Genomic DNA, 16,787 nt, shown 5'->3' on the forward strand with positions numbered 1-16,787 from the left:
TATAAACTAATTAATTATAATGAAATTAATAAGCGTCTTCAAGGTATTTACTTTAGCTATGCTACTAGTAGCTTGTGGAAACAGTAAGAAGCAGAAACAAACCGATTTTAAATCTTGGGCATTAACCCCTCCAATGGGGTGGAATAGTTGGGATTGTTTCGGGCCTTCGGTTGTTGAAGATGAGGTAAAAGCCAATGCCGATTATATGGCTAAACATCTTAAAGATTATGGTTGGGAGTATGTTGTGGTTGATATTCGCTGGTATGCCGACAATCAAATATCAGGGCACTACAATAAGCATGATCAAACTGATTTTATTATCGATGAATATGGACGTTATATGCCCTCAATAAAACGTTTTCCGTCCTCAATAAATGGAGCCGGATTTAAACCTTTAGCCGATTATATTCATAGTTTAGGGTTAAAATTCGGAATCCATATCATGCGTGGTGTTCCAAAAGAAGCTGTGTTTAATAAACTACCCATAAAAGGTACCAATATCATGGCAGACCAGATATACTCAACCGAATACGAGTGTACGTGGTTACAGGACAATTATACAGTTGTAAAAGAGAAACCGGGAGCACAGGAGTATTACAATTCTATCTTCGATATGTATGCTTCCTGGGGACTGGATTTTGTAAAGGTGGACGATTTATCACGTCCGTATCACACCGATGAAATTGAGATGATTCGCAAAGCCATCGACCAAACAGGAAGACCAATTGTTTTAAGTATGTCGCCGGGTGCAACACCTATCGACGAACATAACCATGCAACGGGCAATGCCAATATGTGGCGTACTATTGACGATTTATGGGATAACTGGGCGCAGTTAAATTATTCTTTTGAAAAATGTGCCGAATGGGCACCTTATATTTCAGCCGGAGCCTGGCCAGATGCGGATATGTTACCCATGGGGAAATTTATTCGTGGCGAACGTGCTACAAATCGATATACAAAGTTTACTAAAGACGAACAATATACCTTAATGACCTTGTGGACCATGTTTAAATCACCTTTAATGTTTGGAGGAAATTTACCTGATAATGATGAATTCACAAACATGCTGTTAACCAACAAAGAAGTGCTTGAAGTTCATAGTAAATCAATAAACAACAAGCAATGGTTTGATGAGGATGATATAATTGGATGGACAGCCGACGATCCGGATAGTGATGATAAGTTTGTAGCGGTTTTTAATAGTGCGGGAGACGGGTTTGTGTCAACAAAAAGTTTGTTGTACAGAAGTGGAACCGTGTCGCATTTAACCGATGGTTTTGGTGAAGATATTGATGTTGAATTGCCCGAAGGAAGTACCGATTTATATTTAATTGTAAACGATGGCGGCGATGGGTATTCGTGGGATCACGCCAACTGGATTAACCCAACCATTCATTTAGACAATGGAGATAAGGTAAAACTAACCGATTTAACTTGGGAAGAAGCCTTTACTGGTTGGGGAACCATAGGCATAAATAAAAGCGTTTCAGGAGGACAATTAAATATTAAAGGAATGGTTTACGATAACGGTATTGGGACACATTCTCAATCTATAATTCACTACAAACTCCCTGAAAATAGCAAACAATTCACGGCTTTTGGAGGTTTAGATATTGTTGGAACGAATGACAAATCAGGATCAACCGTAGAGTTTATGATTTCAACTGAGGATCCCAAAATTATGAATGAAGATCCAACGGCGATTCCTGTTGATTTAGAAGCCTTAGGGTTTACAGGTGCGTGTGCTATCAGAGATTTATGGAATCATAAAGACTTGGGAACCTATTCTGGTTCAGATTTTGCACCAACCATTAATTACCACGGTGCAGGATTGTATCGAATTTCAAAAGCTAAATAATAATGATGTCATTTAATTTGAATTTTAAAAAGATTAGTTTCACGATAATAGTGGCTTGTCTTTTCGTCTGTTTAAACGTTTTTGCTCAAAGAGAAGTAAAGCATAATATACCCTTAAATACTATTCGTTTGAGTGATCCGGCGATTTTGGCCGATAAAGGGTCTCAAACCTATTACATGACCGGAACAGGAGGTCTGTTATGGAAGAGTAAAGATTTAAAATTCTGGGAAGGTCCGTACCATGTGGCTAAGACCAACCCGGATTCCTGGATGGGACCTAATCCTATGATTTGGGCAGCAGAACTTCACCAGTATAAAAACAAATATTACTATTTCGCTACGTTTACCAATCGTGATGTTAAAATTGATACTGTAGCTGGAAATATTATTGAACGTCGCGCCAGTCATATTCTTGTTAGCGATAAACCCAAAGGACCTTACGTGCCAATGGCAGATGATATTTATTTACCAGCCAATAATCCAACTTTAGATGGTACTTTTTGGGTAGATACTAATGGAAAACCGTATATGGTGTATTGTTACGAATGGTTACAAAATGGTAATGGTACCATGGAAAAAATTGAATTAAAACCTGATTTAAGTGGTTCGATTGGAGAAGGGCAATTATTATTTAAAGCCAGCGATTCGCCATGGAGTCGCGAAAAAGATGAGCACGGTAATGACAAGCCGAATAAAGTTACCGATGGACCTTATTTATTTAAAACAGACACAGGTCGTTTAGGGATGATTTGGACCAGTTGGATTTATAATGATTATACGCAAGGCGTGGCTTATTCTAAAACAGGTACGCTTGACAGTCCTTGGATTCAGGAAAAAGACCCTATAACGCCACCTAATTTTGGACATGGCATGTTGTTTAAAACCTTTGAAGGAAAAACATTAATGTCGGTTCATAGTCATAAAAAAGTAAATGGCAGATCGGTTAGAATTCCGCATTTGTTTGAAGTGGATTTAACAGGGGAAAAACTAATTGTAAAAAAAGAGTATTCAGTTGAATAATATGAGTTTTATAAAGTCTTTATCGTGGGTTTTTATGTTTTTAGCATTGGGTAGTTTTGTTGGGTTTTCACAAACCACTACCAATGTTTTTGAGATAGAAAATCCCGATTATAATTTAAGTCCGTACACAGGAATGACGAAGCAGCATTGGAAAGATGCTGCTTTGTACTTGCTTGAAGGTGCATTTAGTTATATAAATACTTTGGATGACCCCATGAAGTTTCCAAAGCAACCAGGGAAAAGTTATCCTCATAATGAAAGTCGTGTGCCAACAGAAAAACTGGAAGGGTTGTGTAGAACCCTGTTTGTGGCGGCACCTTTACTTAAAGAAACACCAGATTTAGTTATTAATAACATAAATGTAGCAGATTACTATCGATATCAAATCGGTAAATTAACAGATGTGAACAGCGAATCCTATATTGTGCCTAGACCAAAAAATGGAGGCCCCAGTCAGAATTTGGTAGAATTTGGTGCCTTGGCTTTATCCATGCTTATTAGTCCGGATGTCCTTTGGGAGCCATTACCACAAGAGACTAAAGATAATTTGGCGAGTATCATGTTAAGTTATGGCGATGGACCTACGGTAGACTCGAACTGGAAGTTTTTCAACATTTTTGTGTTAAGTTTTTTTAAGGAACAAGGTTATACTGTTAATGAAGATTTATTGGTTGAATATCTGGAAAAATCCTTGACGCATTATCGCGGGCAAGGCTGGTATAACGATAGTCCTGCTTACGATTATTACAGCATGTGGGCGTTTCAGATGTATGGCATGATTTGGTCTGAATATTTTGGAAAGCAGCATTACCCGGAAATTGCAGATAAATTCATTACCAATTTTAAAGATTTAAAATACAACTATCCCTATTTGTTCAGTGAAGATGGAAAAATGATTATGTACGGAAGAAGTATTAGTTATCGTATTGGAGCAATCATTCCATTTCCTTTAATGGGATTATTAGATGATAAACAAGATATTAATTTTGGCTGGATGCGTCGTATTTCGTCTGGAGTCATCAGGCAATTTTTTACGCATCCGGATTTTATGAAAGACCAAGTACCAACACTTGGGTTTTATGGTGCCTTTGAACCGGCGGTACAGGTTTACAGCTGTCGCGGAAGTGTGTATTGGATGGGGAAAGCCTTTTTAGGATTGTTAGTGCCGGATGATAATCCGTTTTGGACAGCGACTGAGAATAATGGCGCATGGGATGAGACCTTCAAAAAAGATGAGGTTTACAATAACTTTCAGGAAGCGTCAGAGATACTAATTACCGATTACCCGAATATTGGCGCTTCCGAAATCCGTGCCTGGTGTCATGAAAAGGTAAAAGACGATTGGCAGAAATTCCGTTCAACCGAAAATTACAACAGACTGTCTTATAACAGTGCCTTCCCTTGGCAAGCTGATGGAGAACATGGAGAAGTGGCCATGAATTATGTGATAAAAAATAAGAATAACGATTGGGAAGCCTTGCGATTATACAATTTTAAAAAGTTTGAGGATGGCGTTTATTATCGTGATGTTATATTAGAAACAGACGAGAATATAAAATTTAGTTTAGCCGATATTCCTCTATCGAATGGTATTTTAAGGGTGGATAGAAATGAAAGTGATAAGCCTATCTCTATGCGTTTGGGGCATTATGCTTTGCCGCAATTGAAGTCAGAAATCATAGTTAAAAAGAAAAAAGTAAAAGGCTATGAAGCTACCATAATTGATAATGGAAGATATCAATTGGCTATGATTCCAATAATGGGATGGGATAAAACAGAGGTGCTTTTTACAACAGATTTGCATCCTGAAACTGAATGTAGTAAAGTTATAAATGTTGAAAAAAATGAAAGTGTATCTAATACACTTAAATCGAAAATTTATATTACCTTGATGCTCTGGAAAAAGTCCGGCCAAAAATGGACAACCAACCAACTAACACCAATTAAGAATATTAAGCTTTTAGAGAATGGAGGTATTGATATTAAAATTAAAGGCTCAAAAACGAAAACTATTAACTACTAGATGGCATGTATGTTTAAGTATCTGTATTGTTTTTAGTTTCTTATCTAACTTAAACGCACAAACTTTTGAGCGTATAGAAAACTATGCGGGATTGGGTACTGCCATCCAAAACAATGGAGCAGCTTTAGCCGATTACGACGTCGATGGAGATCTAGATGTATTTGTCGTTGCCAAAGCTCAGGATGTTGTTGGAGATGAAACTACACAAAGTAAATTATTTCGTAATAACAACGACGGTACATTTACTAATGTAACAGAGAATTCGGGTTTGACAAACTTGTTCCCCGAAGGAGAAACCGGAGAAACTTCAATTGCCTTTACAGGATTTAAATTTGGTGCCTTTTGGGGGGATTACGATAATGATGGCTATCCTGATATATTCATGACCCATACCAATAAGATGCATTTGTTTCATAATGAAGGTAACGGAACCTTTAAGGAAGTTACGATTGAAGCTGGATTCAAAAAGTATAATGATTGTATTAATACAGGAGCAACCTGGTTTGATTATAATAAGGATGGCTTACTGGATATTTTTATAGCTGATTGGAATAGTGATTGTGAAGGGAATCGCCTTTACAAAAACAATGGCGATGGCACATTTTCAGATGCGAGTAGTGTTTTTCAAGGGGTGAATAGTAAACATTCTTATCAAAGTATTCCATTCGATTTTAATGGTGATGGTTGGCTAGATTTGTATGTTGCTAACGACTTTATTCCAGGACCGAATGACCTTTTTATAAATAAAGGAGGTGCTGGATTTACAGAGCAGGCTGCAGATTATGGTTTAGATACCTCTCGAGGCGATATGGGAATTACTATTGGAGATTATAATAATGATGGCGAGTTTGATATTTATGTTACGACGATTGGAGATAATGCTTTAATGAAGAAAACGACTGAAGGAGCTTATGAAGATTTATCCCGAACGTTTAAAATATATAATGCAGGTTGGGCTTGGGATGTGTCTTTTTCGGATTTCGATTTAGATCGCGATGAAGATCTATTTGTTGTTAATGGTTTTGATTATCCAAATTCAGGGGACAGGCATAACGTTTATTATGAAAATGTATTAGAAACAGGAACTGAAGGTTTTGTTAATAGTTCGGTTAAGACTAAATTGAACGAGGAAGCCATCAGCGTCACAGAAGCTGTATTTGATTATGATAACGATGGTGATTTAGACATATTTGTCACCAATAATGATGGCCCATCGTATTTTTATGAGAACAAGCTAACCGATGTTAATCAGCCTGCCAAGGATTTGCATTGGTTTAAAGTGAAGCTTGAAGGTACGACATCGAATCGTGATGCCATAGGCACAACACTAGTTATAAAAACAACCAGTGGATCCTTATTCCGTTACTATTCCGGAAAAGGCTTTTTGTCTCAGCACTTAAAACCAGTACATTTTGGGTTAGGAGCTGATACTGAAATTCTTGAACTTAAAATCACTTGGCCATCAGGACTTATAGAAACCCATACCAATATCCCGGCCGATAAAACCATTTTAGCGAAAGAGGGCAATGGTTATCAGGTTTTAGATATTCAACCGAGTATAAAACCTTATGGTTGTACCGATCCTAATACCTGTAATTATAATCCCAATGCCACGGTGAGTACCGGTATGTGTAATTATCTTGAGACGTCAAAGATTACCGGAACGATAAAAACCCATAAAAATAGTATCGAGTCTTACAGTTACCCTGTGACCTCCGATGTATCCGTGGACTGGAAGATTACCGGAGGTGAGATTATCGAAGAGCCAAGTGATGGTAATATTATTGTGAAATGGGGAACAGGAAGTAATGGTACCATAACCTTAACAGCATCTAATTCCAAATGTATTAGCGAACCTGTAGTGTTGTCGGTGACGCTATTAGATGAAGATGTTAATTTTAAAGAACAGTCCATTGCTCGCTTATGGAACGAAACGTTGCTATCACTAATACGTAAGGATTATGCACGTCCCACAGTTCATGCGCGAAACCTGTTTCATGCGGGTGTTGTGTTGTACGATGCCTGGGCCGTATATGATGATAAAGCATCGACGTATTTACTAGGAAATAGTCTACATGGATTTAACAGCGATTTTGAAGGCTTTACAACGACAGACAATGTAATCGAAGCCAGAAAGAAAACCATTAGTTATGCGGCGTATAGGTTGTTGAGTGAACGTTTTGCACATGCGCCAAATCCAACCTTGTCACAAAGTATTTTAGATGAAATGATGGCAGGTTTAGGCTATGATATCTCGATTACTGATGAAGATTATACAACTGGAAATCCAATAGCATTAGGGAACTATATTGCTAGTCAGATGATTGCCTATGGTTTACAGGATGGCTCTAATGAAATCAACCAGTATACTAACGAGTATTACCAGCCGGTTAATGCACCGTTAAGTTTAGCCTATCCTGAAGGTTTGGCAGATATTAATCCAGATCGCTGGCAACCACTAAGCTTCAATAATTTTATCGATCAGAGTGGCAATGTTATTGGCGGTGTAACCCCTGGATTTTTAAGTCCGGAGTGGGGAAGTGTACAGCCGTTTTCCATGGAAGATGAAGATAAAAGTACGTATTCAAGAGATGGACATGACTATCAGGTGTATTACGATCCGGGAGCCCCACCAATGAGTACGTCAGAAGATTACAAATGGTGTTTTTCACTAGTCTCTAAATGGAGTTCACACTTAGACCCTCACGATGGAGTACTGTGGGATGTCTCCCCAAAATCTATAGGTAATATAACGGAGGATCACTTTCCACTCGAGTATGCCGATTACAAGAACTTTTATAAAGAATTGGAAGGAGGCGATATAGGCGTTGGTCGCTCGAGAAACCCGGTAACGCAATTACCTTATCAGGAACAAATCGTTCCAAGAGGAGACTACACGCGTGTACTGGCCGAATTCTGGGCTGACGGACCAGACTCAGAAACACCACCGGGACATTGGTTTACGATTTTAAATTACGTAAACGACCATGAGATGTTTACCAAACAATTTGAAGGTGAAGGCAATATATTAAGCGATTTAGAGTGGGATGTAAAAGCGTACTTTTTAATGGGAGGCGCTATGCACGATGCTGCCATTGCTGCTTGGGGCGTTAAAGGCTGGTATGATTATATCCGTCCTATTTCGGCCATTCGCTATATGTGTGAGATCGGACAATGCACAGATACCAGTCAATCCAATTACAATCCAGATGGGATTCATTTACAGGACGGACTCATTGAAATCGTAAAAGAAGGCGATCCGCTGGCAGGTACCAATAACGAACACGTTGGCAAAATAAAACTCTACGCCTGGAAAGGTCATGACTTTATAGAAGACCCAAAGGTAGATGAATCCGGCGTGGGATGGATTCTGGCCGAGACCTGGTGGCCTTACCAACGCCCAACATTTGTAACCCCACCATTTGCAGGCTTTGTATCGGGACATTCAACGTATTCCAGAGCGGCAGCCGAGGTGATGACCCTACTTACTGGCGATGAATACTTCCCTGGAGGTATGGGCGAGTTTTTAGCCAGGAAGAATGAATTTTTAGTTTTTGAAGAAGGCCCTTCGGTAGATGTAACATTGCAATGGGCCACCTACAGAGATGCATCCGATCAATGTAGTTTATCACGTATCTGGGGAGGAATTCACCCACCAGCCGATGATATTCCGGGACGATTTATGGGCATTAAAATCGGTCAGAAAGCCTTTAATTATGGTAAGCAGTATTTTGAAGGAGCAGAACCATCAATAGATGAGCTAACCACCGAACTAAAAGTTTATCCCAACCCTATATTGACATCATCAAACAGCATAAAGGTATCTAACACACAAGCCACTGATGTGTTCCAATTGTTTGATATTAATGGGAGGTTTTTACAATATTTGAGTAATACTTATAATGAAGATACCAAAGTATCAGAGCTTTACTTTACAAAGACCCTGTCAACAGGAGTTTATGTGTTGAAAATAAATAACTTATCACGTAAAATTGTGGTGATTAATAAATAAAAAACAATGAAGTTTAACATAAAAAAAGCCCGACATGATTGCCGGGCTTTTCTCTTCACTAATTAACCTACTACTTTATCTCATGGATAAATTCTTCTTTTTCTTTTCTGTATTTTTTCAAGTTGACATTCCAGTCGTTGTCTGCGTCACGGTATCCTAATGCCAGAATAACAGCGCTTTTAAGGCCTTTTTCTCTTAGACCTAAAATTTCATCTAACTTTTCAGGTTCAAAACCTTCTATTGGTGTTGCGTCTACTTTCTGTTCAGCGGCAGCTGCAATAGCCATAGCGAACGAAATATAGGCTTGTTTAGCAGTATGTTGCTGGTGCCAAGATTCACCAAGTGGTTCGTATAATCCCCAAAGTGTCTGTTTGTAGTCGTCCATGGTGTTATGCGGTAGCTCTCTGGCATCCATCATTTCATTAAACACTGTAGTTATCTTTTCATGAGAATATCCATCCCAAGAAGCGAATACTAAGAGGTGAGAACACTCAGTTATTTGAGCTTGATTCCAGGCTATAGGTCTTATTTTTTCTAAGGTTTCCTGATTTGAAACCACAAATATTTCATAAGGTTGTAAGCCCGAAGACGAAGGCGCTAATCTGGCAGCCTCAAGAATATAGTCTAATTTATCTTGAGGGACCGTTTCTCCTGTCATTCTTTTGGCAGCATATCTCCAATTTAGTCCTTTTAACAATTCCATAATTCAAATTTTTTCTGCAAATTTATCTTATATTGGTGACAAATAGTAACTTTGTAACCAAAAGTAATAGTAACATATTAGTAACCAAGTAACATTCCATGGAAAATAAATTATTTAAAGCAGGGTGTACATTACCAAAAAAGGCCTGTGAACATAAAATACGAGCAATACACGATGTTATGTATTTAATAGGAGGAAAGTGGAAAATTTCGATTATAGCTTGTTTGTGCTATGGAAATAAACGATATACTGATATTTTGAATGAAGTAGAAGGTATTTCCGGAAAAATGCTGAGTAGAGAGCTAAAGGAGTTGGAAATGAATAAAATGATAGAGCGTACCATTCTAGATACAAAACCAGTAGGCGTGGAATACTCGTTGACCGATTTAGGGAAATCGTTAAAATCGATAATTGATATTTTGGCCGACTGGGGAATTGCTTATCGTGAAGAACGTAAGCTTATTGAAGAACAGGTGTAAGTTAAATAAAATGAAATTTATAAATGTTTTCAGCAAGGCTTTCAAGAGATTGATTGCCTTTTTTAATTTGTAACATATTAATAATTAACGTGTTTGTTTTTTATTTGGATTTATTCTTAATTATTTATTGATTTTGTACGATTTAATACTACTTTTGCAATCAATTTAAAATAAGTCTAAATAAATATAAAATGAAACACTTACTATTTTGTATGTTTTTTATGAGCTTTTTGGGGCTTTTTGCGCAGGAAGCTAATATTCATGGTGTAATTACAGATGAAAATAATCAACCCATTTCGTACGCGGCGATAACTTTAAAAGGGTTATCGAAAGGAGCTGTATCAGATGATAACGGAATTTATAAAATAGAACATCTTGAAGCAGGTAATTATACTTTGCAGTTTTCAGGTGTTGGATACATCAAAACATCTCGTTCGGTTACTTTGAAGAATAACGAATCTTTAGAAGTTCATGTTTCATTACAAACCGATTTAGGAGCACTTAACGAGGTTGTTATTACTTCTAACCGTGTTAGAGAAACTTTAGATGAAGTGCCTTCTTCAGTATCTGTAGTTACAGCTCAACAAATGGAAAATTTAGGGCAAACGAGCACGACTGTTGCTGATGTTTTATTGGAAGTACCAGGAATAGCTTTAAGTACAAATCAAACCAGTAACACAGGACAAACCTTAAGAGGTCGAAAAATGCTAGTGCTAATTGATGGTATTCCTCAGTCTACACCATTACGAAATGGAAATAGAGACATTAATACAATCGACCCGAACACTATAGAACGGATAGAGATTATTAAAGGAGCGACAGCTATTTACGGAAATGGAGCAGATGGTGGAATTGTAAACTACATTACAAAAAAAACTAATGCAGCTAAAGCCTTTGAAAGCACTACTGTTTTAGGGAGTACAGGAGCATTAAAAAACACCGATAAAACTGTAGGTGCTAACATCTCACAAACCTTTTCAGGGAACCTGGATAAGCTAGGATATGTTGTAAACGGTACCTTTAGACAAACAGGTGTGTTTCGTGATGCAAATGGTGAAGTGGTATCGCCTTATTACGGAATTGGCGAAACAGACCAGTATAGTTTATTTGGTAAATTAAATTATCAAATAGCAGACAATCACAAAGTTGAAGTGATGTATAACTACTTTAGTAGCAATCAAAACTCAGACTATGTAGCGCAGGTAGGAGAATTTGGAGTAACGCCTTCAATTGGAGTTTTAGGAGAAGATTTAGGTGCAGATCAAGGAAACAGATACAATCATAATGCGCAAATTACTTACGATTTTACGAATATTTTTGGAGATACAGATTTTAAATTGAATTTGTATGCTCAGGATTTTAGAACGGTTTATGGGTTTACAACAAGTTTTTACGACCCGGATTTAGGGTTCGATGGTGGACAATCGTCAATCATTTCAACTAAAATGGGTGCACGTTTTAACTTTAATACACCTTATGAGTTAGGAGAAGTAACAGGAAATGTTTTATACGGTGTAGATGTTCTAAACGATGTAACAGCTCAGGAATTGGTTGATGGTAGACCATGGGTGCCAGAAACAGATATGACGAATTTAGCACCGTATGCACAGTTGAAAACACTTTATGATGATTTTGTTTTTAAGGCAGGCATCAGATTTGAAAACATCGGAATTAACATTCCGGATTATGTAACATTAATCAGATATAGAGTAGGTGAAACAACGCCAAGTAGTGGTGGCGTAGCTGTTGAAGGTGGTGATTTAGAATATAACGCAACCACGTTTAATGTAGGTTTACGTTACAACAAATGGTCGGTTTTTAAACCTTTCGTAAGTTTCTCTCAAAGTTTCTCTATTGCAGATTTAGGAAGAACACTACGTTCGGCAACAGAAAGCACGGTAAGTCAAATTAATTCTGATGCCGTTATCGCGAATAACTACGAAGCAGGGTTTAATGGACGTATAGGAAATACAAACTTTAGTGGAGCTTACTTTATAAGTACATCGAAATTCGGAGCAACTTACAGTGAATTACCAAGTGGAGTCTTCGAAATCGATCGCCAACCAGAACGTGTTTATGGTTTTGAAGCAACAGCAGATACAAAACTAACAAACAATCTTGGTTTCGGAGCTTCGGTGTCTTATACTGAAGGAAAATTAGATACCGAAAACAACGGAGATTATAATACCTATATGAATAGCGATCGTATTCCGCCATTAAAAACGGTAGCTTATTTAGCTTATAATTGGGCAAATAAATTCAATGCACGTTTATCGTACATTTACTCAGGAAACAGAGACCATTTTGAAGGTAATGATTCAGGAGACTATGCCTACGGACAGGGGCCAATTTCAAGTTTTAACTTAGTGAACTTAACAACGAGTTACCAGCTAACTCCAAGTACCAAAATAGGTTTAGGAATTGAAAACTTACTAAATGAAGATTACTATAATTTATTATCGCAGTTTGCAGCGCGTGATAACGATTATATAAAGGCTAACGGAGCACGTTTTAACTTAGCGCTAACGGTGAAGCTATAACAACGCAAGAGTAATTTTTAACATCCTGTAAAATATTTTACAGGATGTTTTTTTGTTATAAACTATTTATTGCTAAAGTTTGCATTTTATTTGAAACGTGAATAATAGAACTCTTTTAAAATATCATTCTTATTTAGGTTTAATCGCGGGTGTTTTTCTTATCATTATAGGCTTAACAGGAGCTGTTCTTGCCTTTAATGAAGATATCGATGAAGCTATTTTTAAACCATATCAGGTTGAAGGATACCCAAATAGTTTAGCTTTAGATAAAGCTATTGAAACGGTTCAAAATCATTTTCCTGAATGGGAAGCGCGTATAGTGCATTTTAAAAAAGGAGAAAGTATCTTATTTAATTTACGATTACCTGATGCTAGACGTTTTGTTTTTGTGCATCCCGAAACGGGCCAGGTTATAGCAAATATCGATGCCAATAACACAATGACAAAGTGGATTTTAAAATTACATTATTCCTTTTTTGCTGGTGTAGTTGGGCGTATATGGGTATTAATAGTTGGCATTTTATTCTTTTTATCCCTAATAACAGGTGTTATTTTGTACCGTAAAGTCATCATTAAAACATTGTTATTTAAGGTGAAAATTAAGCGTGGGCATACACGTAATTTTTATTCGGCATGGCATCGTTATGTTGGTGTTTGGGCGTTATTGTTGAATTTGGTATTAGTTATAACAGGTGTTTTTTTAGCCTATAAAGTAGCTAAAGGAGGATTAGAAACTCCTAAAATGCCAGAATTTGTAAAGTTAAACCTTTCGGTTGAAGAGAGTTTGAATAAGATAAAATCAGCTTATCCCGATTTTACACCAACCTACATTCGTTTACCAAGGCAAGCATCTAGTGCTATAACAGTAAATGGGGTGTTTAATACCGATCCGTTTTATTACAGTCAATATTTTAATAAGTTTCTTATAGATAATAAAACAGGAGAAATAAAGAGCGTAACTAAAGTGTCTGAAGCGGGTTTACTTACACGCTTAGACAGTATGATTTCTCCACTTCATTTTGGACAATACGGAGGCCTAGTTATTAAGTTATTGTATTGTTTCATTGGCTTATCCGGTCCGTTCTTATCCATTACCGGATTTGTAATCTGGTATAAAAAGAGAAATAAATCTAAATAACTAATCTAAGGCACGCTTGGTGACATACCAGCGCCAGCCAATAATAGCGAGTTGCAACTTTGTGGCTTTACTAATATCTAATTTTCTTTTAGAATAACTAGGAAGAATAAGTTTATTAACCTTTGCTAAAATTTTGAAGACTTGTTTTTTCATTTGGTAAAAATAGTAAAACTTATTCTAGACTAAGTTTTACATTTTTTTTTGATTATTGGCTTATAAAACTGATAGCAGAATTAAGATTATAAGCTTAACAAGTGTGATCATAAGTTTTGGTTTTAAAGGTTAGTTTGTTTTAGTTATATCAATGTTTTTTCAATATATATAAAGGGAGATATATCGTACAAATGGTTTGGTATAAATCTGTGAATTTGAATACTAAAATGTAATTTAAAAAATAGAATACATTTCAATATGAAATATATTTATCTATAAAGGTATTATAAATTGAAATATTAAAGTGTGGTTATTATTTAAAATTGAAATAATTGTAGGCGTTTTTTAGAACGTGTTTTAAAAACCAAGGGGCATTTTATTCTTTAGAGGCCTGTTTTTGTAAGTTTTATCTTTTCTTTAGGATTTTGTTGAAAAAATTGGAGCAACGTAATTGCATAAAAAAAACCGAGCCTATTGGCTCGGTTTTTGGTTTAATTGATGAATTTTAAGTTTACTTTTTTGTGGTAATAATAATGACTCCATTTTTACCTTTCGCTCCGTATTTTTCAATAGCAGCTTTTTCTTTTAGAACGTTAAGACTTTCAATAAATTCTGGTTTTATTTTTTTTAATTCTTCTTCAGAAATCTCTTTACCATCTAAAATAAAAATTGGGTCTCCTCCTTTAAATTCTATTTGATGCGTTTTTATGCTATCTTGAAGAGGTCCAACAACTTTAACATAGGGCTGCTTAGAGTTTATGGATTTGCTTTTTATTGTAACAACCCCATTTTTAGCTTTGTCGCCATATTTTTCTACAAGATTTTCACCTTGTTTAGTGACGCTAACAGATTCAATATCAAATGTGTTTAAAGATTGTGCTTGTTTAGCATCAATTATTTTACCGTCAAGAATATAGATAGGTTCATTTTTAAATGAATGATTTAAATCTTTTAAAACATTTGGTATTTCATATATATAAATAGTGTCTTTAGTGGCAGCAATAACATTTTTATTGACGCCTGTTGTAATTTTCCAAGGTGAAGTTTTCTTTTTTGATGTTATTTCAATAACGCCGTTTTTACCTTTTTCGCCGTATTTTTCAATGGCAGCTTTGCCTTTTAAAACATTAACTCTTTCAATTGATTCAGGTGATATTTCTTTTTTATTTTCAGAAGAAATTTCTTTACCGTCTAAATAGTATAAAGGTGGAGGAACAGAATCAAAGGGTTTGTTAATTATGAATTCAGTTTTCCATTGGTTTGGTTTTGGGTCTGCCGTTGTGTCTCTAACTGCAAAAAGTTCTGTTTCAGAAGAGTCTACTGGTTTTGCGCCAATTACATCTTTTGCTTTATAGAATAAAAAAGGTCCTATAGGGGTATTGTTGTTAGGTGCATTCCAAGTCGTTGAACCTCGTTCATTATTAAAATGAGCTTTTAAACTAATAATCTCATCGTTGTTATTTCTGATTAAATTTGAGAATGTAAAATCTATATTTTGATTGTTTTTCAGATTAACTTTAATGTCCTCAAGTTGTTGGTCTGTAAGATCTTTTGTAAAGAGAATGGAGGTGTCTTTAGTGCTGATTCTTTCTTTGTCTTGCGTGTTAACGTAAACTTCCTGAGTATTAAAACTCATTAAAAAGAATGCCAAAGCAGGTATAACCAAAGCATACTTTATTAAATGGGATTGTTTTGATTTTGATTTGTGTAACATAACGATTCGTTTTTTGATTAATGAATTATAGAATGTATTACTTAAAGCCATTTGATGAGAATGTAATTTTGTTTTAAGTAAGGTGTATTGATACTCTTTCTTGTTTGATGTTTGCTCAATAACGGTTTGATCTGCCAGATACTCTAGGTTTTGCTTAATAGCTTTATTATAAAGCCAAATGAACGGATTAAACCATAATATGATACTGGCTATTTGGGTTACTAAAATATCTATAGAATGGCCTTGTGAGACATGTGCTTTTTCGTGTTTCAGAACATGTTCTAATTCTTTTTCGGTAAAATGGTTGGGATTATACACAATCCAATTGAAAAAGGAAAAAGGCTGAGTGTCTTGTGTAGTTTCAATGAGTTTATATGATTCTTCTTTTTTTGATTTATCTTTTATAATTACAGATTTAAGTGAAAATAATTGAAGTAAAAATCTGGTTGAAAATAATATTAAACCTGTGAAATAAACATAGGGGAGGTAGTCTAAAATATTAAAGGGTGTTTCTTGTACTTCGTTTATTAAGGGATTGTTATAGCTAACATTTGGTAAGACCACAGGGGTATACTCGATATAAACAGGAATGATGATAAGAGGAATAAGGAAAGCCGTAACACATCCGGAAATTAAAAACCAACGGTTAGTCTTGAAAAATGTTTCTCGTTGTAAAAATAATTTGTAAATAATATAGAATATTATGGTAATGGCACTGGTTTTTAGTAAATATTCCATGACTACTTATTCTTACTTTCAATTAGGTCTATTATATCTTTAAGTTCGTCTACACTAATTTTTTCTTCTTTAGCGAAAAAGGAAACCAGATTTTTGTATGAGTTATTAAAATAATTATCTAATGCAGAGCTTAAAAATTTGGCTCGGTAAGCTTCTTTGGTTACAATAGGGAAGTACTGATGGGTTTTACCAAATGCATTGTAACCCACATAGCCTTTTTCTTCCAAGTGCCGAATAATAGTAGATAAGGTATTGTAATGTGGCTTGTCGTTGGTTATTTCAGCCAGTACGTCTTTAACAAATGCTTTTTCAAGTTTCCAAAGAATGTGCATAACTTCTTCTTCCTTGTTTGTTAGTTTTTCCATAATACCATATACTTTTTAATTTGATCAAACTTATAACTATTT

At 35.8% G+C, this 16,787-nt stretch carries 11 protein-coding genes; 7 read left to right on the plus strand and 4 right to left on the minus strand.

The window, feature by feature from the left end; translation table 11 throughout:
- Nucleotides 1–19 precede the first annotated feature (19 nt).
- The 4 genes from ICJ85_RS08155 to ICJ85_RS08170 are packed head-to-tail and all read left to right on the plus strand — an operon-like array spanning nucleotide 20 to nucleotide 8,915.
- Nucleotides 20–1,861 carry an NPCBM/NEW2 domain-containing protein gene (locus tag ICJ85_RS08155; RefSeq protein WP_188223300.1) on the plus strand — a complete coding sequence of 614 codons (1,842 nt, stop codon included), beginning with the start codon at nucleotides 20–22 and terminating at the stop codon, nucleotides 1,859–1,861.
- Nucleotides 1,862–1,911: 50 nt separating this feature from the next.
- Complete coding sequence (locus ICJ85_RS08160; protein ID WP_317173064.1) at nucleotides 1,912–2,880, plus strand: glycoside hydrolase family 43 protein; 969 nt, start codon at nucleotides 1,912–1,914, stop codon at nucleotides 2,878–2,880.
- Nucleotides 2,881–2,914: 34 nt separating this feature from the next.
- Complete coding sequence (locus tag ICJ85_RS08165; RefSeq protein WP_241739513.1) at nucleotides 2,915–4,903, plus strand: DUF2264 domain-containing protein; 1,989 nt, start codon at nucleotides 2,915–2,917, stop codon at nucleotides 4,901–4,903.
- Nucleotides 4,848–8,915 carry an FG-GAP-like repeat-containing protein gene (locus ICJ85_RS08170; protein ID WP_188223302.1) on the plus strand — a complete coding sequence of 1,356 codons (4,068 nt, stop codon included), beginning with the start codon at nucleotides 4,848–4,850 and terminating at the stop codon, nucleotides 8,913–8,915. The genes ICJ85_RS08165 and ICJ85_RS08170 overlap by 56 nt, the downstream gene beginning before the upstream one ends.
- 70 nt (nucleotides 8,916–8,985) lie before the next feature.
- Here ICJ85_RS08170 and ICJ85_RS08175 read toward each other — a convergent pair whose 3' ends face one another.
- On the minus strand, nucleotides 8,986–9,618 hold the full coding sequence (locus ICJ85_RS08175) for a nitroreductase family protein (protein ID WP_188223303.1): 633 nt from the start codon (nucleotides 9,616–9,618) through the stop codon (nucleotides 8,986–8,988).
- 98 nt (nucleotides 9,619–9,716) lie between these two features.
- Here ICJ85_RS08175 and ICJ85_RS08180 point away from each other — a divergent pair, with 98 nt between their 5' ends.
- The 3 genes from ICJ85_RS08180 (at nucleotide 9,717) to ICJ85_RS08190 (ending at nucleotide 13,775) form a co-directional block, all read left to right on the plus strand.
- Nucleotides 9,717–10,097: a winged helix-turn-helix transcriptional regulator gene (locus ICJ85_RS08180; protein WP_188223304.1), complete on the plus strand. Its 381-nt coding sequence runs from the start codon at nucleotides 9,717–9,719 to the stop codon at nucleotides 10,095–10,097.
- A 191-nt stretch (nucleotides 10,098–10,288) separates the two neighbouring features.
- Nucleotides 10,289–12,637 (plus strand): TonB-dependent receptor, encoded by a 2,349-nt coding sequence (locus ICJ85_RS08185; RefSeq protein WP_188223305.1) that lies wholly within the window; start codon nucleotides 10,289–10,291, stop codon nucleotides 12,635–12,637.
- 97 nt (nucleotides 12,638–12,734) lie between these two features.
- Entirely contained in the window at nucleotides 12,735–13,775 is a 1,041-nt protein-coding gene (locus ICJ85_RS08190) for a PepSY-associated TM helix domain-containing protein (RefSeq protein ID WP_188223306.1), read from the plus strand.
- Here the strand turns inward: ICJ85_RS08190 and ICJ85_RS08195 are convergent, their stop codons facing one another.
- From ICJ85_RS08195 to ICJ85_RS08205, 3 genes are all read right to left on the minus strand, one after another.
- Nucleotides 13,776–13,928 carry an SsrA-binding protein gene (locus ICJ85_RS08195; protein ID WP_188223307.1) on the minus strand — a complete coding sequence of 51 codons (153 nt, stop codon included), beginning with the start codon at nucleotides 13,926–13,928 and terminating at the stop codon, nucleotides 13,776–13,778.
- A 511-nt stretch (nucleotides 13,929–14,439) separates the two neighbouring features.
- Nucleotides 14,440–16,380, minus strand: a complete 1,941-nt coding sequence (locus ICJ85_RS08200) for a M56 family metallopeptidase (protein WP_188223308.1) — start codon at nucleotides 16,378–16,380, stop codon at nucleotides 14,440–14,442.
- Between the two features lie 2 nt (nucleotides 16,381–16,382).
- Complete coding sequence (locus ICJ85_RS08205) at nucleotides 16,383–16,745, minus strand: BlaI/MecI/CopY family transcriptional regulator (RefSeq protein ID WP_188223309.1); 363 nt, start codon at nucleotides 16,743–16,745, stop codon at nucleotides 16,383–16,385.
- Nucleotides 16,746–16,787 lie beyond the last annotated feature (42 nt).

The sequence above is a fragment of the Aestuariibaculum marinum genome (assembly GCF_014596975.1).
Lineage (GTDB): Bacteria > Bacteroidota > Bacteroidia > Flavobacteriales > Flavobacteriaceae > Aestuariibaculum > Aestuariibaculum marinum.